Raw genomic sequence first — 23,003 nt, forward strand, 5'->3', positions numbered from 1 at the left:
TAATCCATTGGTCGATGGTTCAAGTCCATCATGACCCACCATTTCTCAGCCTATTCTTTTATTCTTAAATATTCTTTCCTAATCTTGTCATTTACTAGGATTATCTCTGTATTTTTCGTATAATTCGCCCCAATTATGCAATGTGGACTATGTGGTCGAGAGAATGAGTCTAGCAGAACAAATCATGCCCGAGGATTATATATTTCCTCCAAAGCCAGCACCGTTAAACGATGAAGAGAAAGCGCAGTATAAAGCGCGCATTAAATCATTGTTAAAAGAGAAAAATGCGGTATTGGTCGCCCATTACTATACGGATCCGGAGATCCAAGCGCTGGCCGAAGAGACTGGTGGTTGTGTTGCGGATTCACTTGAAATGGCGCGTTTTGGTGCCAAACAAGAAAACGCGGATATTATCATTGTCGCTGGTGTACGCTTCATGGGCGAAACAGCTAAAATCTTAACACCAGAAAAAACAGTTGTAATGCCGACATTGGCAGCGACTTGTTCACTGGATGTTGGTTGCCCGATCGACGAGTTTTCTAAATTCTGTGATCAGCACCCAGAAAGAAAGGTGGTTGTATACGCAAATACGTCTACTGCAGTTAAAGCCCGTGCAGATTGGATTGTGACCTCTTCATGTGCACTTGAAATTGTCGAGCACTTAGATTCCGAAGGTGAAACGATTATTTGGGGTCCAGACAAGCACCTAGGTTCATACATCCAGAAGAAGACTGGTGCGGATATGATCATGTGGAATGGCGCGTGTATCGTTCATGACGAATTCAAAACGAAAGCGTTGAAAGACATGAAAGCCTTGCATCCTGATGCTGCGGTACTGGTACATCCTGAGTCGCCAGCAGAGATTGTTGACCTCGCTGATGCTGTGGGTTCTACAAGTCAGCTAATCAAAGCTGCACAAGACATGGACAACCAGAAATTCATCGTCGCAACAGATCGTGGCATTTTCTACAAAATGCAACAGCTTTGCCCAGAAAAAGAATTTTTTGAGGCGCCAACGGCAGGTGAAGGTGCGACTTGTCGCAGCTGTGCTCATTGTCCTTGGATGGCGATGAATGGCTTACAAGCGATTGAAGAAGCACTTATTAGCCCAGAAGGTAAAGAAGTCTTTGTCGATATGGAGCTACGAGAAGGCGCTCTGCGTTCTCTAAATCGCATGTTAGACTTTTCAGCGAGTTTAAAAGGTTAATTCGAGATTGACCGTAATCTAACCAGTTAAACTAGATTGCAAAAAAAGTACTTGCTAAAAGGCGGGGGTTTTCATAGTATTAGCCCCGCATTCAGTGCGGAGAGATGGCTGAGTGGCTTAAGGCGCACGACTGGAACTCGTGTATACGTTTATAGCGTATCGAGGGTTCGACTCCCTCTCTCTCCGCCATTCCTTCCCCTTTAAAATCAACCATTTAAATTCCAGCTTTTGTTTTTTGGGGCAAATTTGGGGCAAATCCAAGTTGTTCACTTACTTTCTTTGACATATCTGGCATTTCACTGTGCATCCACTTTCCGTAGTGTTGTTCAAGCATCTTTGTAGATGTGTGGCCTAAAGGGTATTTAACCCTGCACTCTTATGTGTTACAGCCTGATAAACTTCCTTGGAGTTCTTCTTCGTTCAACTCTAAATCAGTATGCGCTTTGTTCGGTTACAACGCTTACTATTCAATTTATAAATAGGTTAGACTATCCATAGTTTGCATCTCTTTTATATCCAAGGCAGGTAGATTAAATGCATGATGACCAATGCTTTTTTAATACTTATTTAGAGCCCTTAAAGCATATTGCTTCAGGTGGAATGGGAGAGGTGTTTTTAGCTCGCGATACAAGATTGGATAGAGAAGTTGCGGTAAAAGTCCTCAAAAAGCGGCTCGGTAAATCGGATGAGCACGGGCTAGAAAGCGCCCTGAGTGAAGCTCGACTGATGGCAAGGGTGAATCACCCAAACATTGTTCAGCTCTATGATGTTATCGATAGCGAGAAAGGTATTTTATTGGTAATGGAGTATGTAAATGGACGCACATTAGCGCAGTACCAAAAACAATCCTTAATGTCCTTATCAGAAAAGCTTGAATTACTTAGGCAGATAGCATTGGCGATTAGCTATTCTCATGAGCGTTCAGTTTTACATTGTGATATTAAAGCCACAAATATTCTGATCACCGACAACACTGTCGTCAAGGTGACAGATTTTGGTATTGCGAGTATTTCAGAGGGCAAGCATTTTATCTCGAACAATGATCAGAGCTATGGCAGCTATGGCGCAATGTCACCTGAACAAATTGAAGGAGAGCGCCTCACCCAAGCGAGCGATATTTTTTCGTTTGGTATTCTTGTTTATGAGTTAGTCTATCAAAGGCATCCTTTTGGCACGGATAAAGGGGAATTATTAGCACAGAGTATAGTCAACAATGATCCCTTACCTGGACATACAGTTGAGTCAGTTGTTTCTCACCAGCTTGAAGCGTTTTGCCACTGCCTATTACAAAAGTCGCCAAAGGATAGGCCAAAAAGTATGGCCTTCGTGGTGTCAGAATTAGAAAATATCTTGTTAATAGAGGAGCAAGGCAGTTCAGAAGACACTGTCGAAATTAGCCATATTGCAAGCAACTTAACTTCTACAGGCACCAATAATAATCAAACCCACAGCCAGCGAGGCTTTCGTCCTAGAGCTATCCTTCCCTTAGTGGGGATTATTTTTGCAGTTGCGGTGGCGCTATTACTTGTATCAATCCAAGGTGATGATATTGAATATGCCATTGTGTTAGAACCTGAAATGCAAATGACGGAGGGGGTTGCGCAAGATGGATATTTGACTAAATCTGCGATTGATAACGCGATAAGGCAAGCTGTCATAAATACCGACTTGTTAGAGTTGGTGGCTTACTCATCTCACCAGGGTAGTGAAAGTTTAGAGAGCTTGGTGAAGTCTACAGGTGCTGATATTGTACTAGTTCCTAAAGCGAAATGTGACATTCAAAGATGTCATGTTCGGTTGTCTCTTCTTAGTGGTGATAAGTTAGTTGTTGAAAAAGAATTGAGCGGAAGTGTTCAAAGCAGAGACTTTATGGAAGTTGATACCATGTTTCGTTCTTTGTCTGCTCAAATCTTGGGAAATAGCGACATTGGCATGCGCGTCAACAAGCGTGTTAACCCTATCGCATATCGTCACTTCGCCTATTTATATAATGAAGTTAACTTTAAGGGGCAGTATACGAGGGCTCATTTTGATCAAGCGATAGCACTGCTTGAACAAAATCCAAACTTTTATTCTTTATACTCGTTGATCAGGGAAATAGGCTTAGAGCTGTATTACATTGATGCGGATAAACGTATTTTAGAGCGACTGAAACGTGTTTTTGAATCGGTACCAAGGGAGTACAGTGAGTCCAAGGCATACTTAGTTGATAAGTTATACATTGCCATTGAAAGTGGTCAAGAACACCTCGTTGAGGGGTTATTTGACAGGTTAGCCCTATATGGCGAGTCTGCACTGGTTTATCACCTTAGAGGCAATTTAGCTCAGGGAAAATACGACTTACCACTTGCTATCGCAAACTTTAAACAGTCTTTGCAGCTCAATCCAAACCTAAAGACCTACTTTAATCTAGCAAATGCACTGTATGACAACTCTCAGATAACAGAATCACGAGAGACACTTGAGTTTATAAGGAGTGAGTATCCTTGGTATAAGGAAGCAAATAAACTGCTTGCAGATATACACTTTTTAGAGGGCAACATATTACTTGGCATTACCTTGTACAACGAAGTTGGCGCGGAGAATATGAATGCAATTGATCATAACAACTTAGCGCTTGGGTATATGGTGACAGGTAATGGGCTAGAAGCGCTAAAAAACGCGCAAAAAGCGGTCTCAATGAGCCCTGACAATAGTGCTTTTATACTCAATTTAGCAGATATTAATATATTGCTTGAGGATATCGATCAAGCACATAATCACTATAGAAAAGTGATAGAACTGAATAATGGCAAACAAGACTTTAACAGTTATTTAGAAATTGGTCAGGCATACGCACAAACAGGACAACACAAAAATGCGTTAGCAGCCCTGTACAACGCAATAAAGCTATCCACGGATAAAATTCGCTACGCCTACAGTGCTGCGATTATTTATACACTGTCCGGAGAAACAAAGTCAGGCCTATTGCACTTTAAAGAGTCAATTGCAGGTGGGTATGAAGCTAGCTGGTTCGACTTTCCATGGTTTCGCCCACTGTGTCATTACGAGGAGTTCAAAGTGGCGCTATCTGAAGTGAAGGCTTCTAAGGTGTGCAAGGGACTGTGAACATCGCAGTGGGCCTAAATTTATAGGCCCACCTATAAATTTATTTAGGTCTTCGAATCACTATCACTGGATCGATGGGTGCTGTATGTTGTAATTCGAGTGTGCTGTCATTAGTGACTATGTCTATTTGAGTCAGCAAAAAATTAAAGCGTGCTTCAGCTGCGGTCGTCGCTGATTCTTTCTTCGAAACAATCACTCTACATTCTGTTTTATCATCGGAAAGCTCATAGGAAAACTGTTGCGTAGCTGGGTTAATGATAAGATCAAATAGTGGTAGCGAGTCAGAAAATCTAAAGCCTGTCTGCTTAACGGTAAATATCAATGTGTATTCCTGATCCTTTCCCTCTATGATAATGGGCTTTTCTACATAATTGACCGTTCCCGACGCGCCATCGACTTGTCGATGGATTACCCAAGTGGTAATAGTCTCTAATTGATCCTTATTTTGGTCAGGTATTATGACTTCTTGCTCGGATTTTTCTTGTAAAATATCGAAATAGAATGTGTTTGGCGTGTCCATGTTAACTCCTTTTCAAGTTTACATCGTGTGGTTTAGCTACGTTGAGACATTGAAGGTAAAGCTAGCACAAGAATGTATTACAGCGTATTACACCGCAGCGCTGCAAAGTCCATATTATTTTTTGTGCTGCTATACTTACATTAGACTCCGTTGTGATTATTTCAAGAATGAAACTAGCCAAAATACCATCTGAACAAATTGGTTCGATTCCTCGCTCTGATGAGCTGATAAAAGCGTATCTAAACTATTGTGAGGGTCGGTTATCCTATGGTGAACTGAATCAAATGGCTGAAAGAGAAACCTCACAGGTAATGCATGAATTAGAAACGTTAGGTTGTGAAGTACTCAGTGATGGAGAGCAAAGAAAGTTTGATGGATTTGCTCACTACTGCCTTCATCACTCGCCGCGTTTTGGTGAACAGGGGTTAGTGGTTGATTTTTCTGATGGGCACAAGCGCTTATTTGCACCTCACCTTTGTAAAGCGCCATTTAAGTATGAGCACACAGCAGATGAATTTTTGGCGTTTGCTATTAAACAAACTACCAAACCAGTCAAGCAAGCAGTGATTTCGCCGTCGATGCTCAGCTTGGTGTACCCACCAAATGGGTTGGCGGGGTATAGCCATCAACAGTTTATAAATGACTTAATCAAGGAGCATGTTTCTGAGGTAAAAAGGTGTTTGGCACTTGGAGCGCATAAAGTGCAGATTGACTTTACAGAAGCAAGGTTGTCTTTAAAACTTGACCCTTCGGGTGGTATGTTACAGTCATTTGTTGATCTTATTAATACGTGTTTAGCGGAGTTTAGTGAATCAGAGCGCCAGCGCATTGGCGTGCACACATGCCCAGGCGCAGATATTGATGCGACACACAGTGCAGAAATAGATTATAAACATTTATTGCCAACATTATTTAATATCAATGCGGGTTGTTTTTATGTTGCTTTGAGGGGGGAGCAAGACCCTAAAAAAGTGCTGCGACTGTTAGGCAGTATTATCAAACCCTCGCAACAAGTTTTTATCGGTGTGACTAACCCTATAGACCCCAATATTGAAAGCGCAGAAGACGTTCGTGATCTTATTTTAATGGCGGCAAACTTCATTCCCGTATCTCAGCTTGGCACGACGGATGATTGTGGTTTTTCTCCATTTGCTGACGATATTTCCACCGCCAGAGATATTGCATATCAAAAAATCAGTGCAAGATTGGCTGGAACTAAATTGGCTGAACAGATCTTGTTGAGTAGAAAGTAGGGTTGTTTATGGCCAATCGTTTTACATGCAAGTCAGTTCTGTTTCTCAGAGTCGATAGATGTGACTTTTATTCGTTGAGCTATATGTGGTGTCTATGAGCGACGAGTCATCAAAGCTGCAAATTGAGTTGCTGGAGCAACAAATTATTGCTTTAGAGATGGAGAATCATCGGCTCTCTCAAATGGTATCGGCCTCAAAGCTGGAAATTCATAAACTGAGAGAAATCCAACAGCTGGCGAAAGTCGGTACGTGGAGCTTAAATCATCTGAGCTATAAACTGACCCTGTCTGAAGAGCTTCAAATTCTGTTATTGGGCGGAGAAACCAAAACTAACACACTTAGTTGGGATGCATTTCTTGAATTGATTATTAGCGAGAATGATAACAACATCGCACAGTCAATCACTGAAGATGTTGTTCTCGGCGGACAGAAAAAAGTGTTTGAACATAGTATTAAAACTCCAGATGGCCAAACTCGATATATCAAGCATTTCTGTGAGACTTTTTACAATTCGATTGGGCAACCGCTTAACTCTGTTGGCCTCATGCAAGACATTACAGACGAAAAGTGCAATGCAATGCAGTTAGAGTTGTTGTCTGTCACGGATGATTTGACCGGCCTGTATAACAGACGAAAGATGAATGAAGTGCTCGTTAGCCAACACGATATAGTACAGCGTTATCAAAGCGACTGCTCTGCAATCTTGTTGGACTTGGACAGTTTTAAACAATTTAACGACCTATTTGGCCACCAGACAGGAGATATTGTGCTGACCACGGTCGCAAATATGATGAGTAGCCATATGCGTAGTGCAGATATTTGTGGTAGGTGGGGAGGTGAAGAGTTTTTAATAGTGTGTCAAAACACCGCATGCGAACACGCTGCTATTGCTGCCGAAAAGCTAAGAACTGTATTGGCAGCCATTGAACTCTCATGTGCTAAACAAGTGACAGCAAGCTTTGGGGTTGCACAAATTATTAAAGGGGAAGAACTTACGGCGTTCCTGCAAAGATTGGACAAAGCTTTATACCAGTCAAAGAATAGTGGTCGCAATAAAGTCACTGTATGTAATTAATCTTTTCTGTAACCAGAGACGCTGTAGGCTCATTCAATGCAATATGGAATTTTCCATTGCTGAACATAGAAAAATGACCAATAATTAAGCATGATGCCTTGAGCGTGAAATTTCACTGAACCCAGAAGGGTTGGGCCGGTACGCCTTACTTCTGGTTTCATATAGAGTGCAGACTAGTGGTTTTAAAACTCTGGTTGCGTAAGACAATAAGTACCTTATGGGCGTGTGATGCAAGAAGAGTTGTTAAATTCAGTAATTAGAATTACTAAAACGAGAGATATCGACTCACTAGAATATAGCTTACTGTCCACGATACAGGAATTTATAGTGTGTCAGAGTATCTCGGTATATAAGACAATCAGTGGCAATGGGCCGTGTAATGTCGAACGCAGTTTATCATTAAATGTAAGAGACATCGGAGAGTACGAGTGGCTAGATCGAGAAGTCATTGATATGCCACATAGAGAGCTTAGTTCGTGTTTACAGTCCGCATGTAGTATCACGATGCAAGATCCTTCTGGAACAGAACGGCGTTGGTTACCAATTGTTATTCATGACACCCCCGTTGGCGCTATTGAAGTGGAATGTGAAGGGTTAGACAGTGCGCAACAAGTCATGTTAAATGCGTTTGTGCGTATTTATGAAAACTACTTAACTATTCTGCGCGAAAATGAAAGAGACAAGTTAACGGGTCTGTTGAATCGGCAAACATTCGATAAAAAGCTTAAACAACTGTTAGAGAAGCAGATGATTGAGCAAAATAGAGCGATTAGAGATGGCAAAGGTCTTCGCTCTCAACACCAAGGTGCAACGTCTTGGTTAGCGATGATTGACATCGATCACTTCAAAAATGTGAATGATACGTACGGGCATGTTTGCGGTGACGAAGTGCTGCTGATTTTGGCGCAGCGTATGCAGGATTTTTTTCGTTCGACGGACTTGTTGTTCCGGTTTGGTGGCGAGGAATTCGTTATTGTGTTTGAACCGGCTGATTACGAGTCCATCAAGGATAAAATGAGTAAGTTTCTTAATTTGGTGCGCCAAACACAGTTCCCGTTTGTTAAGCAGTTAACTGTCAGTGTGGGATTAGCCCGTATAAGCCCTTATGATTTTCCAATTAATGTACTAGAAAATGCCGATAAGGCACTGTATTTTGCGAAAGAGCACGGTAGAGATCAAGTGAGCTTTTACGAGGAACTGGTATCTCGTAAACAGGTTACAAGCCATATTGAGAGCAGTGATATCGACTTGTTCTAATGAGTCGATATTGCGTCTTTATTAGGACGTTATTTGATTATTTTACTGTTCTATCTTAGACATTTTTTTTAAACTGTTGATCCTTGTCTATTTCCAGCTAAGTTCTTATGTTGCATATAATTCAGTCTAATCGTATGGAAGCGCTGCAAAGCCAATTTAATACGGTAATGAAAACGGCGCCACTCGATGATCCATTTCAACAAGAAATTGTGCTGGTACAATCACCGGGCATGTCGCAGTGGCTTAAAAATGGCCTGAGTACACGTGTGGGCGTTGCTGCACAGATAGATTTTCCGCTGCCACTCAGTTTTATATGGCGCCTATATCAACAGTTTCTGCCGGATGTACCTGCTGAGTCACCTTACAACAAAGCCAATATGACGTGGAAGCTATTTAATATTCTGCCTACGAAACTTCATGTATCAGAATACTCAGCTTTGGCTAATTATTTGGGACTAGAAGCAAATGATGTGTCTGATTCCAATACTGAGGAGCTAGATGAACTAAAGCTGTTCTCACTGTGTGAGAAAATTGCCGATGTCTATGACCAATATTTGATGTATAGGCCGGATTGGTTAGCTGTTTGGGAATCTGGGGAAGACAAGCTAACTGACGTTGATGTAACGATAGCAAATTGGCAACCAGACTTATGGCGTGCGCTGCTTTCTCATACGCAGCAGCTGGGACAAAGCGCCTACAACCGTGCAAATATGCACGAGCAATTAATCACAGCACTGACAAATGCGCGAGCTGATGAGTTGCCAGAGCGTATTTCTATTTTTGGTTTGTCGGCTATGCCTACAAGTCAGCTGGAAGTTTTTCAGGCATTGGGCAGCAAAACCGAGGTATTACTTTTCTTTTTTAACCCCAGCGAGCATTACTGGGGAGACTTGGTAGATGAAAAAACACAGGCAAAGATCAATGCAAAATTTGCTAAGCGCCCATCCATTGATGCTCAGAATGACCAAGAGCAAGACTACTATAACGTCGGCAACCCTTTGTTGTCCTCTTGGGGGAAGCTAGGGCGAGATTATCTTGAACAATTACTACAACTAGATGCACGATGGCTTGATGGTTTTGTAGAGGATTTTACAGACAGTCTATTGTCTAAAATCCAGGAAGAAGTTTATCAATTAGCCTTTAAAGGCGAGTCACTGCAAGCAGATCCAAACTGGTTTGTCAATGATGAAGGCAAAATTGCAATCGGTTTAGATGACAATAGCATCAGGTTACAAGATTGCCATACGCCTTTAAGAGAAGTTGAATGTTTGCATGATCATTTGTTAGGACTGTTCAATCAGCATCCAGATTTAACGCCTAAAGATGTGATTGTGATGATGCCAGATGTAGGGCGTTACAGCCCTTATATTGAGGCGGTTTTTGGCAGTGCACAAGAAACACGCAAAATTCCATTTGCTTTGGCAGATATGGCGATTGAACAAGAAAAGCCGGTACTCACCTCTTTTGTGACTTTAGTTAATTTACCTTTCAGCCGATTTGGTGTGTCAGATATTTTGGATTTGTTAGGTGTGGAGGCCATTGCCAGTCGCTTTGAAGTTGAAGAGCGGGAGTTTGAGCAGATTAAATATTGGTTAGAGCAGGTGGCCATTAAGTGGGGGTTGGATGCAAGTAATAAAGCAGAACATAGTTTACCTGAAATTCCTCTAAATACTTGGTTGCATGGCCTTAATCGCTTGTTGTTAGGCGTCGCAAGTGCACGTGAGGATATTGCTTTTGAAGATGTATATCCGGCTGATTTAGTTGAAGGAATGGCAATTAATACGTTGAGTAAATTAGTTGCATTTATCGAGGCGTTGCATGTTGCAAAAACAAACCTCAATAAGCCAGCAAATTTAGCTCAAAAAGCAGAGTTGTTAAAGCAGTTAATTGGCCAATTTTACCATCAAGAAGCCGAACAAAGTTGGGACTTGATGTTGCTTATTAAACTAACCGACACTTTGCAAAAACATTTTGACAATGGGGATATGTCAGGGGTAGTTGAGCCTCGAGTTTTGGCTTACTTAATAAAGCAAGGAATTCAAGAAAAAGGTGTTGGACAGCGTTTTCTAGCGGGAGCTGTTAATTTCTGTACTCTGATGCCGATGCGTGCTGTACCCTTTAAGGTTGTGTGCTTGCTTGGTATGAATGATGCCGATTACCCCAGACAAGTACAGCCAATTGGGTTTGATTTGGTCCCGAACTCGACACGCCGAAAAGGTGACCGTTCACGAAAATTGGACGATAGATATCTGTTTTTGGAAGCACTATTGAGTGCTCGGCAACACTTTTATATCAGTTTTATTGGTCGCTCATGTTTTAATAACGAGGTTCAAGTACCTTCAGTGTTAGTGAGCGAGCTGTTTGAATATATTGATCGCAGCTTTTACTACCCTGAGCGTGCGATTAAACCAAGTAAAAACCTGAAGCTGTATGCGCCGCTCCAACCGTTTAACCCTATTCATTACACAGACGGCTCGCAGCATAGTTACAACCCCAATTGGCTGTTGTCATTTGAAGCGCAAACATCGACAGTTGCCTCACCTATTGAATGCCAATTACCTGATGAGCTAGAAATCAATCAATTGATGCGTGCTTGTATTGCACCGCAAAATTATTTTTACCAATACTGTTTGGGGGTAAAAATAAACCCCGTGGCTGATTATCAAGATGACTCAGAACCTTTTGCATTAGATCCACTTACCAGATACCAATATTTACAAGAAATAGTCGAGAGCAATTTGAGTAATTCACCTATTAAAGCCGCACAAGTCTTACAAAGGGGGGAACTTGGACAAGCGTTTATCGGTGAGATCCAGCTAGAGTCTCTTCAGCAACGTGTTTTACCTATGGTAGGCGCATTAAAGTCACACCTGACGGACTTGCGTGCACCGGTTGAAGTTTCCTTAAAAATTAATGATGTAAAACTGGTTGGCTGGCTAGATAAACTAACTGCCAACAAACAAGTGTTTTATCGCCCAGCGAGCATTAAAGCAAAAGATAAAATAAGGGCATTTATATATCACCTGTTAGCTAATTTAACCATCTCAACAATGCCAACGGTGGTTGTAGGGTTAGATGAACAAGTGACTTTTGAGCCAATAGACGGCCAGAGTGCGGAGCAGCTACTTTATGAATGGGTTGATTTCTATAAGCAAGTTATAACTCGGCCAGTGCCATTCTTTCCTGCCACAAGTTATGCGTTTGCCAGCAGTGATGATTTGAGCAAAGCACAAAGTAAATTTGCTGGTGGACAGTATATTGGTGTAGGTGAGTCAGAAGATCCGTATGTGGCGCTTAATTTTAGCGCGCTTGAGTCTTGCCTTGAAGAGTTTATGTCATTAAGTAAATCTATTTTAGGCCCTATGATCGCACTTGAGCAGGAGACTCAGCATGGAGATGCTTAATCCACTTTCAATGCCGTTGCATGGCCATAATTTAATTGAAGCGAGTGCTGGTACGGGCAAAACATACACGATTACGGCTTTGTATTTACGTTATTTATTAGGGCTGACTGGCAAGGATCAAGAAGCGGTGCTTGGGGTTGAGCAAATCTTGGTTGTTACCTTTACCGAGGCGGCAACGCAAGAAATCAAAGACCGAGTTAGGGCGAGAATTATTGATGCAAGAGATGCCTTGTTAGGTGCCCCTTGTGAAGATCCAATAGTCACCGCGTTGTTATCCCAGGTCGACGATAAACAAAAAGCGTTTACGTTGCTTGACGCAGCTGCTAAGTCGATGGATGAAGCGGCGATTTTTACTATTCATGGCTTTTGTCAAAGAATGCTAAAGCAACATGCCTTTGAATCTAGGCTGAGTTTTAACTTGGAATTTATTCTGGATGAAACCGAACTAGTCAAAACAGCCATTGAGGATTATTGGCGCAGGTTTTTATATGTATTAGATAAGGAACAAACGGCGCTTGTGTTGGAGCAGTTTGCTCATCCACAAAGTTTAATGAAAAAGTTGTTGCCACTTTTGAGTAAATCGAATGCCGTCTTGACGCCGCAGGTAAAATTAGAGGAAGTGTTGGCGGCGAGAACACAGTATCAGCAACGCGGTATGCAGTTTAAAATCGCTCTGCGAGAGTCTGACTTTATCGGGTGTATAGAGCGCTCTGAACTCGCTAAGAACAAAGCGCCAGGGCGAAAAGGAAATATCCAGGCATTGGCAGAATATAGTGAGTCGGATCACTGGTACTTTGAATTTGGTAGCAGTGGACATTCATTTTCTTTGTGGGGCAGTGCTCAGTTAAGCGACCCGAAAAACTACAAAAAGAACGCAGTACTGATTAACCATTCAATGATTGCCCAATTTGATGAGATGGCGAGTTTACACCACAAAGTTAAGCGTCTGTTTCCTATTGCATTGTTGCAGCATGCCTTAGAGCATGTAAAAGCCATTTTAATGCAACATAAGCACATGCAGAGTACGATTTCTCCAGATGACTTGTTGAGTAACTTATTTCAAGCGTTGCATTCAGAAGTAGGTGAAGACTTAGCGAACAAAATTGCTCAGCAATATCCGGTCGCACTCATTGACGAGTTTCAGGATACAGATCCTGTTCAATACGGCATTTTTAGCACTATTTACCGAAATCGAGAAAGCAACGGGTTGACAATGATAGGCGACCCCAAACAGGCGATTTATGGCTTTAGAGGGGCGGATATTTTCACGTATATTGGTGCTAAGCAGGCTGTTGAGCAAACTCGGCACTTTACATTAGCAAAGAATTACCGCTCAGCTAAAACGGTTGTAGAAAGTGTAAATGCTATTTTTACCCAGCATGACAATAGTTTTATCTTTAATGATGCCATTCCATTCTATTCAGTAGATGCGCAGGGCAAACCCAGCGATAAAAGTTTATCGATCGTAGGTGATTCAACGAGTGTGTTGCGATTTTGCGTCTATGACAATGGGGGGGAAATTGCCAGTAAAGCACATGCATATCCGATGTTGGCAGAGATTTTTGCAACAAAAATTGCGGCCTTGCTCGCCAAAGCAAAAGCTGGTCAAGCACATATTGGTGGCGAACCTGTAAAAGCTGCTGACATTTGTGTCTTGGTAAGAGACAGAAATGAAGCCAGTGTGATGAAGCAGGCTCTAAAAGCCAGTGGTGTTAGCGCAGTATACCTTGCACGGGACAGTGTATTTGGACAGCCAATTGCAAAGGCTCTGAGTCAATTTTTACATGTGCTACATGGTGCTTATGATGAAGCAGCATTACGAGGGGTCCTTGCTGCACCGCTTTTCTCGCTAGATTACGAGCAAATATTCGCGCTGTCTCAAAATGAACAGCAATGGCAAAGCTACTTGGACCTGTTTGCGGAGCTAAAACAGGTTTGGTATCGCAGCGGTGCGATGGCGATGTTAGAGAAGTTACTCGTACACAATCAATTGGCAGATACATGGCAGCGCTGTGGCTATGAAGTTGAGCGTTGGTTAACCGACTACCGACATCTTGCTGAGCTGTTGCAGCACAAGCAAATAGAATTAGAAGGTACGCAACGGGTGCTTAGGTGGTTAAGCATTCAATGCTCAGAATTGACGCTTGATGGCGCACAGCTGCGATTGGAAAGCGACGCAAATTTAGTGAAAATTGTCACCATGCATGCATCTAAAGGCCTTGAATACCCAATTGTTTACATGCCGTTTGCGACAGGGTATCGAGAGCCTAATGAAGTTGTATATCATCAAGACAGCACGTTGGTAGTTGATTTAGAAGCAGACGCAGTTGCGCAAGAAAAAGCGGCCAAGGAGCGTTTGGCAGAAGACATTCGATTACTTTATGTTGCGCTTACGCGAGCAGTGCACTTTTGTGAACTTGGTTTGTACAATTTACCGCTGGGAAGAAGCAAAAAAATTGGGATTAATCAAACGGCGCTTGGCTATGCATTATTTGCCAACACCCAGTTTAAAGGCGCGCAAGATTGGCACACTGCCTTACACACAATTTGCGAATCGCATCAGGCTATGTCGTTAGAGATTTGTTGTGAAGCAGAACAACACAGTTTTGAGCCGGATGGACAAAAAGATGTTGAGAAGTTATCAGTTAAAGCACAACCTGCCGAGATTGAGTGTGATTGGCGTACAACGAGCTTTAGCCAACTGAGTTATTTGTCGCATCATGACGAACGTCCGTCTGGTGCGTTAGATGAGCATCATGAACTTGACCTACCAACACTCAAAAAGACACCGATAAAGTCACCTTATACGTTCGTAAAAGGTGCCAAAGCGGGGAGTTGTTTACATGAAATATATGAACAAATTGATTTTACCAATGTTCACTCCCCCATGGACTCAGACAAGTTAACGCTTCCAGAAGCCGCAGCAGCGTGTTTAGACAAATATCAGATAGATACAGAGTGGTTGGAGTTAGTGTGTAATTGGGTCGAACATAGTCTCAATGCACCTCTTTCGCCCTGTGGTGAGCTTTCACTGAGTGCGTTAAAGCCTCAAGACTGTCTAGTAGAAATGGAGTTTTTCTTACCACTTAAAAAACTTCAATCGAGCAGGCTCAACAAAGTCGTAAGTGAGATCACAGGACAGCCCAGCTTTTTGAGATTTGAGGACGTTCAAGGCATGCTCAAAGGTTTCATTGATCTTATTTTCAGATGGCAGGATAAATATTACATTCTAGATTATAAGTCGAACTATTTAGGAGATAAGGTCGAAGACTATAACGATGAAAATTTACACTCAGCAATGTCATCACATCAGTATCATTTACAGTATTTAATCTATACCGTCGCATTGCATAGGCTGCTTAAATATCGCTTAAAAAATTATCAACCACATGCGCACCTTGGAGGAGTATATTATCTTTTCCTCAGAGCGTTGCCCGATGGTGGCGGAATTTATTTTAACCAGTTAACAGAGTCGCAGCTATTTATGCTAGATGCCTTGTTTGAACAGGAGGAAGCGTAATGTCTCAATTTTCTCTAGACTTTGGCCAAGACTCATTCAATGATACGCAGTTTCAAGCCACTTTATTGGACCAAAACAAAACCAGAGAAGTCGATATTGCATTGGCTAAGTTGCTCTGTCAGGGTAATACGGGCGATGTCTTCTATTTGATTTTGCTGTTACTACAAGCTGAGCAGAGTCAAAATAGCTGCTTAGTTTTAGCTGATGTAGACTGGTTTAACCCTTTTTCATTGCAAAGCGAACTACTTACCGACAACCAAGAACTAACGCCATTTATAGAGCAGGGTAAAGCTATCTCGGCACTTGAGCAGCATGCAGCCGTGGGAGAAGATAAGCCCCTAGTATTGTTTGAAGGTCGGCTTTATCTGGCCCGTTTGGCGAACTATGAGACTTATCTTGCTCAGCGATTTACCGCATTGGCAAGTAGGCCCATTTCCATCGATCACGAAAGGCTATGTGACCTACTCAGCCATTATTTTCCACAACAAGACTTAGATGAAGTAGATTGGCAAAAGGTTGCGTGTGCAATTGCTGCTTTAAGCGCATTTTGTGTTATTACAGGTGGCCCTGGAACTGGCAAAACGACAACTGTGACAAAACTATTAGCCATTTTACAGTCATTGTACCAAAGTGCGCCTTTGACGATAAAATTAGTTGCGCCTACCGGAAAAGCTGCCGCACGACTGAGTGAATCTATTATTGGAGCAAAAGGGCGTTTGTCATTGGACTCTGAACTTGCCGCGAGAATTCCTGAACAAGCGCAAACCATTCACCGTTTGCTGGGTGTGATCCCAAACAGTAATAAGTACAAGCACGATGCCACCAATCCACTACACCTTGATTTACTCATAGTTGACGAAGCATCGATGGTGGATCTCTCTTTGATGACAAAGCTGGTTGAAGCGTTGCCTGAAGGTGCTCGATTGTACTTGTTGGGTGATAAAGATCAGCTCGCGTCCGTTGATACAGGGTGTATTCTCAATGATTTGTGTGCGGATTTGATACTGGGCAAAAGCCCCACCTATTCTCAAACACGTGCACAGCAACTCAATGAACTTTGTTTTAATGGACGTGCGCAGCTTAGTGGCGCTAAAAGTGCCTATAAACTTCAAGATGCGATGGCATTTCTACAAAAAAGTCACCGATTCAAAAGTAACAGTGGTATTGGCCAATTGGCTCTGGCAGTAAATAATAATGATCAGCAACATTTAGATTGGGTGTTGCAGCAGGGGTTTGGTGAACTTAGTCTATTTAACCTGACTAATGAGGCATATTTGCACATGATCGAACGTGCAGCGTCTCGCTACAGTGAATATTTACAAGCGATGCAAGCACAACAAAGCCCCGAGATAATTCATGGCCTATTTTCGCAATACCAATTACTAGCAGCGGTTAGAGAAGGACCTTATGGCGTTAACGAACTTAATAAGCGTGTTGAGCGCAAATTGGCTGAGCGCGGTTTAATTTACCCTTACAATCGTTACTATGCTGGGATGCCTATTATGATCACGCAAAATGACTATCAACTTAAGCTTTTTAACGGCGATATAGGTATTATATTGCCTATTGAAGGCGGTCAATTACAGGCAACTTTTATAGATGAGCAGGGTTATTTGAGGGTTTTTAATCCAGCACGGTTACCGAGCCATGAATTAGTCTATGTGATGACAATACATAAGTCTCAGGGATCTGAGTTTGATCATACTGCAATGATACTACCGCCTATACAAAGGGCCAGACAAGGGGTTAACAGGCAGCTGGTTTACACGGGTATTACTCGAGCTAAAAGTCATTTTGAGCTTGTTTGTCAGCCACAGGTACTAAGGCTTGCCATGAAAAAATCAGTGGGCAGGAGCTCTGGGCTAAGAATGAGGCTAAATTAACGTAAATAACATGTTTTTTATTTGTTTCATTTTGATATTGGGCTATTGTTATGTGTGAAGCAGACGGACGACAAATAACTGCTTTAATATTGCCCAGTGAATGTGCCGCCTTATGTAGTATGGCGGCCTTTTTTATTGATATTACTAAACAATGTACAGCTGAATAATGTAATTCTTACTTCTGAGGTTAGTACCTTATTTACCCCTTATCTATTGTTCATTATTTGACAATTGGCACAGATTATCGCTAGATTAAGTTTAAAGTAAATACTCTGGATTGGGTCATATGAGAAGCCTAGAGCAACACCTCGTTCAATATGCAATGTATCATCGGGATAATCGAAACATTAAAACACACCTTATTGGCGTACCGCTTATAGTGTTTGCGGTTATTATGATGACTTATATTCCTGTATTTGAACTGTCGGGTTTGACTGTGACGGTCGCAATGCTATTGATCACCTTAGCTGGTGGGTATTACTTTTTCTTATCTCCTACGATTGGCCTTACGATGGTTGCGATACTTATACTGGGCTACACAGGCGTTTTAACCATACATCAAGGTATGTCCTCAAATATGTCTACAAACTGGATGTTTTATGGCACGGGGGTCGGCTTGTTTGTTATTGGTTGGGTAATTCAATTTATAGGTCATTATTTTGAAGGTAAGAAGCCCGCTTTTGTTGATGATTTGATTGGGCTTTTAATCGGACCATTGTTCGTATTGACTGAAGTACTCTTTAAGCTAGGCTTTTTGAAGAGCTTAGAAGATAAAATTATTGGTCAAGCTGGGGCATGCAGAAATTAACCTTTATGCCCCGTGACCCTTAGAGGCTAATTCTGGTTTCTAGCTGTGCGCCTTTTAGAATCGTGATGTCCTGACAGTTCATCCTGATTTGACCATTGTTAGTTTCTAGAATGTAACCCGCTTCTGGGGCTTTTTCTGGCGCTGCTTCACTCAACTGCTTCCGAGCTCTGTGGACCATGATGTTCATATGGTTCATCTGTACACCAAGTTGTTTTGCCAAATCTTCACGGTAAACCCACCCCTGCAATTCAGGATCGAGCCCTGATTGTTTGTCTTCGATACGTGTTCTGGCAAGGAGTAAGAGCAAGTAATGGTGACTACGACTACCCAGATCTATTTCTTCACCTTCAACAATGAGAGACAAGTCTGTCTTTTCCTCGTCTAAGCTGACAGAGAAGTTAAGAGACAATGGTTTCACTGCCGGTTGTTGCTCCAAATGCTTTGTCATTGTTGAGATACCAGCGCAGTAGAAGAGCCATTGCTCTCCAAATAAACTAGTAATCCCGCCATCGATTAAAGCTTGTCTGTCAGAAGTATTTAAGTCTTCTAAGAACCAATAATTTAACAATGCATCATAGTAAACAATGTGAGATGGATCTTGCTCATTAGGCAGTAGCATTTGGTTTTCAATCTCAATAACATTTTTTGGGTTATTTTGAGATACAAAATACTGACAATTGGCATTTAAACTAGATACGACGAATGAGTTTTGTCCAGGTGCTGCAAAGTCTATTTTATCATTTTCAGACAGTTGATAAGGTAAGTTTTTATCGATTTTTCGGTCATTAATCCAAATGCCATTAGTGCTGACATCTCGAATTAACCAAGTTTCATTAGTGTACTCGATGATAGCGTGGTGCCGCGAAATACCGGGTTTATCCAAAAAGGTGTCGACATTAAACTTAAAACGACCAAAGGTGTGGTAACTTTTCAGGTATATTTTTTCGAGCTTTTGCTCATCAATCAAGTAAGCCATAGATTTTCCTAGATTTCCGTATTATTGCTAAAGGTTAGCATCACGTATCAATTGCAGAAATTTTACCTGATAAAAGAAGTAGACTACTAGTGAAATGCTTCGTATTCCTTGATTATTTCGCTAGCAGCTACCCTTAATTCAGTGCTTGTTGCGTGCGAATAGCCCACTAGGAAAGGTTGCCCTAGTCAAAACTTTGCATTCTATAACTTAAAAAATAGGCCCACCTGAGTGGGCACATATAAAGGGAAATCTGCAAGGTCTTCAATTTTAAGTAGCCAGTTGAATATCTTTTGGTAATGTTTACTAACCTATGTGTGTATTCTACGAAGGATTATTAATTTTATCTATTACAGGAGATTACAGTACTTTTATATCATGTTTGTAGTACCTTTTATTTTCCTTGCGATTACTCGAACAATGAACCATCCTTTTTACATAGCTGCAATTTTTAACTCCACAAGAGGTGGTTTATGAGTGAGTTTAAACTTTTGAATACAACTAAACTGGAAGGAATATATCAGTTTTGTGAGCACTATGAAGGGAATCCGCTATCCATTTTTAGTCCTGCCGAGCAAGTGGTCACTGATTTCACTCGTCGCCACCCGCAAGTGATACTTAAAGATGTAGACATAGACCATGCGCTGTACATGATGGTAAATGGCCATGTGCGTTGTAAACTGGTTATTGATCATGATGATACATTTGTAGGTGTCGTGAATTCAAAAGATCTTACTGGCAGAAAAGTACTTACAACAGCGCAAAAACGGAATGTTTCTCGGGCAGATTTAACCGTTGAAGATGTGATGACGAAAAAGAGCGATTTACACGCCATGTTTTATGAGTGCGTTGAGCATGCCAGAATTGGAGACATTTTGGAGACGTTAAGAGAACTTGGTCATCAGCACGTACTTTTGATGGATGCAAATCAAAACCTTCGAGGGATGATTTCAGCATCGGATATCGCAAGAGCCCTTCACATTCCAGTCAACATTTTACAAAAAGCACATTCATTCAAAGAGATTTTTGAAATTATTTATGAACATGGAGAGGTTACGGCCTAGAGATAAAGGCCGCAACTAGGGATTAATTTTGATTTGATAAGTACGCAAGTACACCCAATATAGATGCAACTTGACCATTATTACACTCTTCTGAAGTGGTATTCTGGCTGTCAGGGTACACTTCGGTTGTGGTTACAAATGGCGCGTCTGTCATACCCATGCAAAGACCAAGCTTTGTTCCGTCGTAGTTGATAACACCAAATTGTTCTGTATCTACCCCAATCAGCTGGCCATTTTCGTCTGCATCGGCAATATGCGTGACTTTTTGTACTTCCTCAATGATCGTTCTTTGAAAGTCTGGCACGGGTTTTTGAGTGTGCCCAACAAGGTAAAAACCATCAGGAATATTCCAATTATGGTTTACCTTACCATCTCTTGCCGCAAGTGCAGGCCTAAACTCACTGTTATCAGTATCGGTCGTTTCATGCAAATCAATATGTGCAATGATCTCTCCGTCATAAGCTGCGATGTATTCCATTGCCAACCTTGACTCTGCCGCTGGACTATTTGCATAAAATGAACGATTTGGGTCAATGGCCTCCGGGTTCCACCTATTAATGGTTTCGAATCCCCAAGGGCTTATACAAGGTAAAATTACAAAGTTATACTGGTTACTAAACTGCTCTATATAACGCTCAGTAAAAGCGAGCGCCCCCATAACTCCACTCGTCTCGTAGCCATGCACACCGCCGGTGACTAAAATTGTCGGGCGCTTTGGGTCAAACTGCTTGTTTTTGAGTGCGAAAAGGCGGTAATTCCCCGCTTCATATGTCAAAACACCATACTCCTCGACTGTGCATATGCTGCGTAAACCTTCAATCTTGCTAACGACGTTTGTCTGATAAGAGCGTTGTATCTTTTGTTGTTGATACCAAGCTTGTTTTTCGTCGGTGCACCAAGGAGTACCTAGCTTGCCAATTGGGTATTGTTTTGACATGAATCTTCTCTATGTTATGTGTTTTTCCTGTTGCATCCTAAGCAGTTTAAAATCATATCTCAACCTTTTACGCTAAGTAGCCTAATTGCTGTAATGTCTTTTTTTGCTTTTTTGTAATCTTAAAAGCTAGTAGCGTGATACGTTTTTCCTGAGTATGAATTTGAATTGCTTTCAAGCCCAAAACACTCTTTGTATCCAAGCGAATAATCTCTTCTGAAGGTATAAACCTTCTGCGACCAAAAACATTAAAGTGGGACAAACCTTGATTACATATTGTGACGCACTTTTGGCCTGATAGCGCAAAAATAAAGTGTACAGATACCGCTAAAGTTGCAACGATTGCAATGAAGAATTGAACCGCAGCTATCTGTGATAGTTGCAAATCAAAGAACAGTTTAGCAAGGCTTAACAGCACCACAGATAGCGTAGCAAGCACGAAGTAAAATAAAGTATTAACCTGAAGTCTCAGCTCTTTCATTAAGGATTCCTATTATCTATTAAGTCTTTTTTCTAATTTGGGGAAAGATATTGGAATAAAATGGATCAAATATGAATGTAGATACGAATATACAAAAATACGATTTTTCTAGGGTATTTCTCGCCACTTATCAACCAAATTGGTTAGAAAGCCGCAATTTCTATATGATTTTTCGATAAATTTTGAATTTCTGAGTTGTTTTATTCCCAATTCAAGTTCACGAAAAGTTTGTTGACTACGAGGGTGCTTTTTGCTTACAACAAAATGTCTACTATCTTGTAACGCAACTTTAATTCCTTTTATTGCCTCGATTACATAGTCCTCACCGCTGTATCTAAAATGGGGGTGATTATTGAAGGGAACTAGCATAATGTCGACCCAGCCATGGCTAACTAGTTTCGCCATAATTATCCATTCTGACTCATTAAAAATAGTCTTGGGCTTTAATTGCTGTAATGTCTGCCAGTCTACCAACCAGTTTTCATTACTCACTACTGTCACTTGAGAGAGATCCCCCCTAATTTTCTCTGCGAGTTGTTGGGTGCTGTCGGGCGCTGCATATAAGCCAGCGTAATATTCTCCTTTGCGAATAATGGGTGAAGATATATGTACGCTGTGAGCAATAGGTTGTACTTGACTGAGCCACATTGTATCAACACTCACTAATAACAGGCCTGATTTTAGCAAGTTGTCTTCTTGTTCCTCATGGTCAATTAGAACGAACTGCAATGTGAGATTGGAATTGCCTAATATGAGCGCTTTTTGAATGAGTACTAAGTCTACAATATCTCTTTGGCACAGTGGGTGGTCGAATATATCAGGAGTAATACTCGCTAAGCTTTGACCATTTATGATTTGCTTAGTGTATTGATAGATATCTCTGTCTACAGGTACTGATATGAAGTCTTTCCCAAAGACCGTGCAGGATAAAAATAGATAGAGAGTGGCAACAATGACAGAGTGTTTGTACATGACAGGGGCTCTTGCTGGCTTCATTTAAGGGTAGTGTATGTCTGTCAACATGTATATTTTTTGAGTGACATTGGTAGTCAGGTTTTATATGGTCGGAGATGGCATTGGAAAACTACAAATGCCGTCAATTTGAAGGAGCTACCGATGAAGTTTGAACAACTACTTTCTCACCTCGACAGTGGAGTTTGTGTCGAGCAGTTACAAAAAGAGTCTCTGTTAGACATAGCCTTGATGGCACAATGCGTGTGTGGCGAGCTAAAATCTGGTGAATTAAGTCACATATTGCAATGGGCAAATTCTTTAGATTGGAGCACATCTGTTTCTCTACATACGTATATTGAAGAATCGTTAGAAAAATGCCTGAGTGCGTTGAAGAGCGACCGCTTAGAGAGCTTTTTGGAACATAGAATGCAGCAAATTGAAGATCAGCCACTAAAAGAGACCGCTCAATTTTTGCTGAATAAGATTCGAACTGCTAAAGAGGCAAGTATCGTAGAGAGTGTATAAAGGGCATATTTAGTGACCCTTTACAACACATAGCTCA

Annotated in this window: 16 protein-coding genes and 1 tRNA gene; 12 read left to right on the plus strand and 5 right to left on the minus strand. The window is 41.5% G+C overall.

Features of this window, described 5'->3' with window-relative positions:
• Window positions 1-163 precede the first annotated feature (163 nt).
• The 3 genes from nadA (at window position 164) to N480_RS07800 (ending at window position 4,315) form a co-directional block, all read left to right on the plus strand.
• Window positions 164-1,207 carry a quinolinate synthase NadA gene (gene nadA / locus N480_RS07790; protein ID WP_063371957.1) on the plus strand — a complete coding sequence of 348 codons (1,044 nt, stop codon included), beginning with the start codon at window positions 164-166 and terminating at the stop codon, window positions 1,205-1,207.
• 98 nt (window positions 1,208-1,305) lie between these two features.
• Window positions 1,306-1,396: transfer RNA gene (locus N480_RS07795), tRNA-Ser, on the plus strand.
• A gap of 345 nt (window positions 1,397-1,741) precedes the next feature.
• Window positions 1,742-4,315 carry a serine/threonine-protein kinase gene (locus N480_RS07800; RefSeq protein WP_063371958.1) on the plus strand — a complete coding sequence of 858 codons (2,574 nt, stop codon included), beginning with the start codon at window positions 1,742-1,744 and terminating at the stop codon, window positions 4,313-4,315.
• A gap of 40 nt (window positions 4,316-4,355) precedes the next feature.
• On the opposite strand, the gene N480_RS07805 is transcribed toward N480_RS07800, so the two are convergent.
• Entirely contained in the window at window positions 4,356-4,835 is a 480-nt protein-coding gene (locus N480_RS07805) for a hypothetical protein (RefSeq protein ID WP_063371959.1), read from the minus strand.
• Between the two features lie 167 nt (window positions 4,836-5,002).
• Here N480_RS07805 and N480_RS07810 point away from each other — a divergent pair, with 167 nt between their 5' ends.
• The 7 genes from N480_RS07810 to N480_RS07840 all read left to right on the plus strand — a co-directional run bounded on the left by N480_RS07810 (window position 5,003) and on the right by N480_RS07840 (window position 18,035).
• A complete protein-coding gene (locus N480_RS07810) occupies window positions 5,003-6,088 on the plus strand; it encodes a 5-methyltetrahydropteroyltriglutamate--homocysteine methyltransferase (protein ID WP_063371960.1) in 1,086 nt (361 codons plus the stop codon).
• A 94-nt stretch (window positions 6,089-6,182) separates the two neighbouring features.
• Complete coding sequence (locus N480_RS07815; RefSeq protein ID WP_063371961.1) at window positions 6,183-7,163, plus strand: sensor domain-containing diguanylate cyclase; 981 nt, start codon at window positions 6,183-6,185, stop codon at window positions 7,161-7,163.
• A 228-nt stretch (window positions 7,164-7,391) separates the two neighbouring features.
• Window positions 7,392-8,420 (plus strand): GGDEF domain-containing protein, encoded by a 1,029-nt coding sequence (locus tag N480_RS07820; protein WP_063371962.1) that lies wholly within the window; start codon window positions 7,392-7,394, stop codon window positions 8,418-8,420.
• Between the two features lie 107 nt (window positions 8,421-8,527).
• Window positions 8,528-11,824, plus strand: coding sequence for an exodeoxyribonuclease V subunit gamma (gene recC / locus N480_RS07825; RefSeq protein ID WP_063371963.1), 3,297 nt, complete (start codon window positions 8,528-8,530; stop codon window positions 11,822-11,824).
• The gene (gene recB, locus N480_RS07830; protein WP_063371964.1) at window positions 11,811-15,344 is read left to right on the plus strand and encodes an exodeoxyribonuclease V subunit beta; all 3,534 of its coding nucleotides are present in this window, start codon (window positions 11,811-11,813) and stop codon (window positions 15,342-15,344) included. The genes recC and recB overlap by 14 nt, the downstream gene beginning before the upstream one ends.
• Window positions 15,344-17,227, plus strand: a complete 1,884-nt coding sequence (recD, locus tag N480_RS07835) for an exodeoxyribonuclease V subunit alpha (RefSeq protein WP_063371965.1) — start codon at window positions 15,344-15,346, stop codon at window positions 17,225-17,227. Before recB ends, recD begins: the two co-directional genes overlap by 1 nt.
• 286 nt (window positions 17,228-17,513) lie before the next feature.
• A complete protein-coding gene (locus tag N480_RS07840) occupies window positions 17,514-18,035 on the plus strand; it encodes a DUF962 domain-containing protein (protein ID WP_063371966.1) in 522 nt (173 codons plus the stop codon).
• 19 nt (window positions 18,036-18,054) lie between these two features.
• On the opposite strand, the gene N480_RS07845 is transcribed toward N480_RS07840, so the two are convergent.
• Window positions 18,055-19,011: an FHA domain-containing protein gene (locus N480_RS07845; protein WP_063371967.1), complete on the minus strand. Its 957-nt coding sequence runs from the start codon at window positions 19,009-19,011 to the stop codon at window positions 18,055-18,057.
• 470 nt (window positions 19,012-19,481) lie between these two features.
• Between N480_RS07845 and N480_RS07850 the strand changes: the two genes are divergently transcribed.
• Window positions 19,482-20,072 (plus strand): CBS domain-containing protein, encoded by a 591-nt coding sequence (locus tag N480_RS07850; RefSeq protein WP_063371968.1) that lies wholly within the window; start codon window positions 19,482-19,484, stop codon window positions 20,070-20,072.
• Window positions 20,073-20,094: 22 nt separating this feature from the next.
• On the opposite strand, the gene N480_RS07855 is transcribed toward N480_RS07850, so the two are convergent.
• The 3 genes from N480_RS07855 to N480_RS07865 all read right to left on the minus strand — a co-directional run bounded on the left by N480_RS07855 (window position 20,095) and on the right by N480_RS07865 (window position 22,459).
• Window positions 20,095-21,009, minus strand: coding sequence for a M14 family metallopeptidase (locus N480_RS07855; protein WP_063371969.1), 915 nt, complete (start codon window positions 21,007-21,009; stop codon window positions 20,095-20,097).
• Window positions 21,010-21,076: 67 nt separating this feature from the next.
• Window positions 21,077-21,487, minus strand: coding sequence for a hypothetical protein (locus N480_RS07860; RefSeq protein ID WP_063371970.1), 411 nt, complete (start codon window positions 21,485-21,487; stop codon window positions 21,077-21,079).
• A 108-nt stretch (window positions 21,488-21,595) separates the two neighbouring features.
• Window positions 21,596-22,459 carry a hypothetical protein gene (locus N480_RS07865; RefSeq protein ID WP_063371971.1) on the minus strand — a complete coding sequence of 288 codons (864 nt, stop codon included), beginning with the start codon at window positions 22,457-22,459 and terminating at the stop codon, window positions 21,596-21,598.
• Between the two features lie 144 nt (window positions 22,460-22,603).
• Between N480_RS07865 and N480_RS07870 the strand changes: the two genes are divergently transcribed.
• Window positions 22,604-22,966 (plus strand): hypothetical protein, encoded by a 363-nt coding sequence (locus N480_RS07870; RefSeq protein ID WP_063371972.1) that lies wholly within the window; start codon window positions 22,604-22,606, stop codon window positions 22,964-22,966.
• Window positions 22,967-23,003: the final 37 nt, after the last annotated feature.

Source organism: Pseudoalteromonas luteoviolacea S2607, assembly GCF_001625575.1.
Lineage (GTDB): Bacteria > Pseudomonadota > Gammaproteobacteria > Enterobacterales > Alteromonadaceae > Pseudoalteromonas > Pseudoalteromonas luteoviolacea_E.

What these genes read in the sequence shown, in the direction of transcription:
- nadA (WP_063371957.1), top strand. Translation starts at nt 164, where the DNA reads ATGAGTCTAGCAGAACAAATCATGCCCGAGGATTATATATTTCCTCCA.
- N480_RS07800 (WP_063371958.1), top strand. Translation starts at nt 1,742, where the DNA reads ATGCATGATGACCAATGCTTTTTTAATACTTATTTAGAGCCCTTAAAG.
- N480_RS07805 (WP_063371959.1), bottom strand. Translation starts at nt 4,835, where the DNA reads ATGGACACGCCAAACACATTCTATTTCGATATTTTACAAGAAAAATCC.
- N480_RS07810 (WP_063371960.1), top strand. Translation starts at nt 5,003, where the DNA reads ATGAAACTAGCCAAAATACCATCTGAACAAATTGGTTCGATTCCTCGC.
- N480_RS07815 (WP_063371961.1), top strand. Translation starts at nt 6,183, where the DNA reads ATGAGCGACGAGTCATCAAAGCTGCAAATTGAGTTGCTGGAGCAACAA.
- N480_RS07820 (WP_063371962.1), top strand. Translation starts at nt 7,392, where the DNA reads ATGCAAGAAGAGTTGTTAAATTCAGTAATTAGAATTACTAAAACGAGA.
- recC (WP_063371963.1), top strand. Translation starts at nt 8,528, where the DNA reads ATGTTGCATATAATTCAGTCTAATCGTATGGAAGCGCTGCAAAGCCAA.
- recB (WP_063371964.1), top strand. Translation starts at nt 11,811, where the DNA reads ATGGAGATGCTTAATCCACTTTCAATGCCGTTGCATGGCCATAATTTA.
- recD (WP_063371965.1), top strand. Translation starts at nt 15,344, where the DNA reads ATGTCTCAATTTTCTCTAGACTTTGGCCAAGACTCATTCAATGATACG.
- N480_RS07840 (WP_063371966.1), top strand. Translation starts at nt 17,514, where the DNA reads ATGAGAAGCCTAGAGCAACACCTCGTTCAATATGCAATGTATCATCGG.
- N480_RS07845 (WP_063371967.1), bottom strand. Translation starts at nt 19,011, where the DNA reads ATGGCTTACTTGATTGATGAGCAAAAGCTCGAAAAAATATACCTGAAA.
- N480_RS07850 (WP_063371968.1), top strand. Translation starts at nt 19,482, where the DNA reads ATGAGTGAGTTTAAACTTTTGAATACAACTAAACTGGAAGGAATATAT.
- N480_RS07855 (WP_063371969.1), bottom strand. Translation starts at nt 21,009, where the DNA reads ATGTCAAAACAATACCCAATTGGCAAGCTAGGTACTCCTTGGTGCACC.
- N480_RS07860 (WP_063371970.1), bottom strand. Translation starts at nt 21,487, where the DNA reads ATGAAAGAGCTGAGACTTCAGGTTAATACTTTATTTTACTTCGTGCTT.
- N480_RS07865 (WP_063371971.1), bottom strand. Translation starts at nt 22,459, where the DNA reads ATGTACAAACACTCTGTCATTGTTGCCACTCTCTATCTATTTTTATCC.
- N480_RS07870 (WP_063371972.1), top strand. Translation starts at nt 22,604, where the DNA reads ATGAAGTTTGAACAACTACTTTCTCACCTCGACAGTGGAGTTTGTGTC.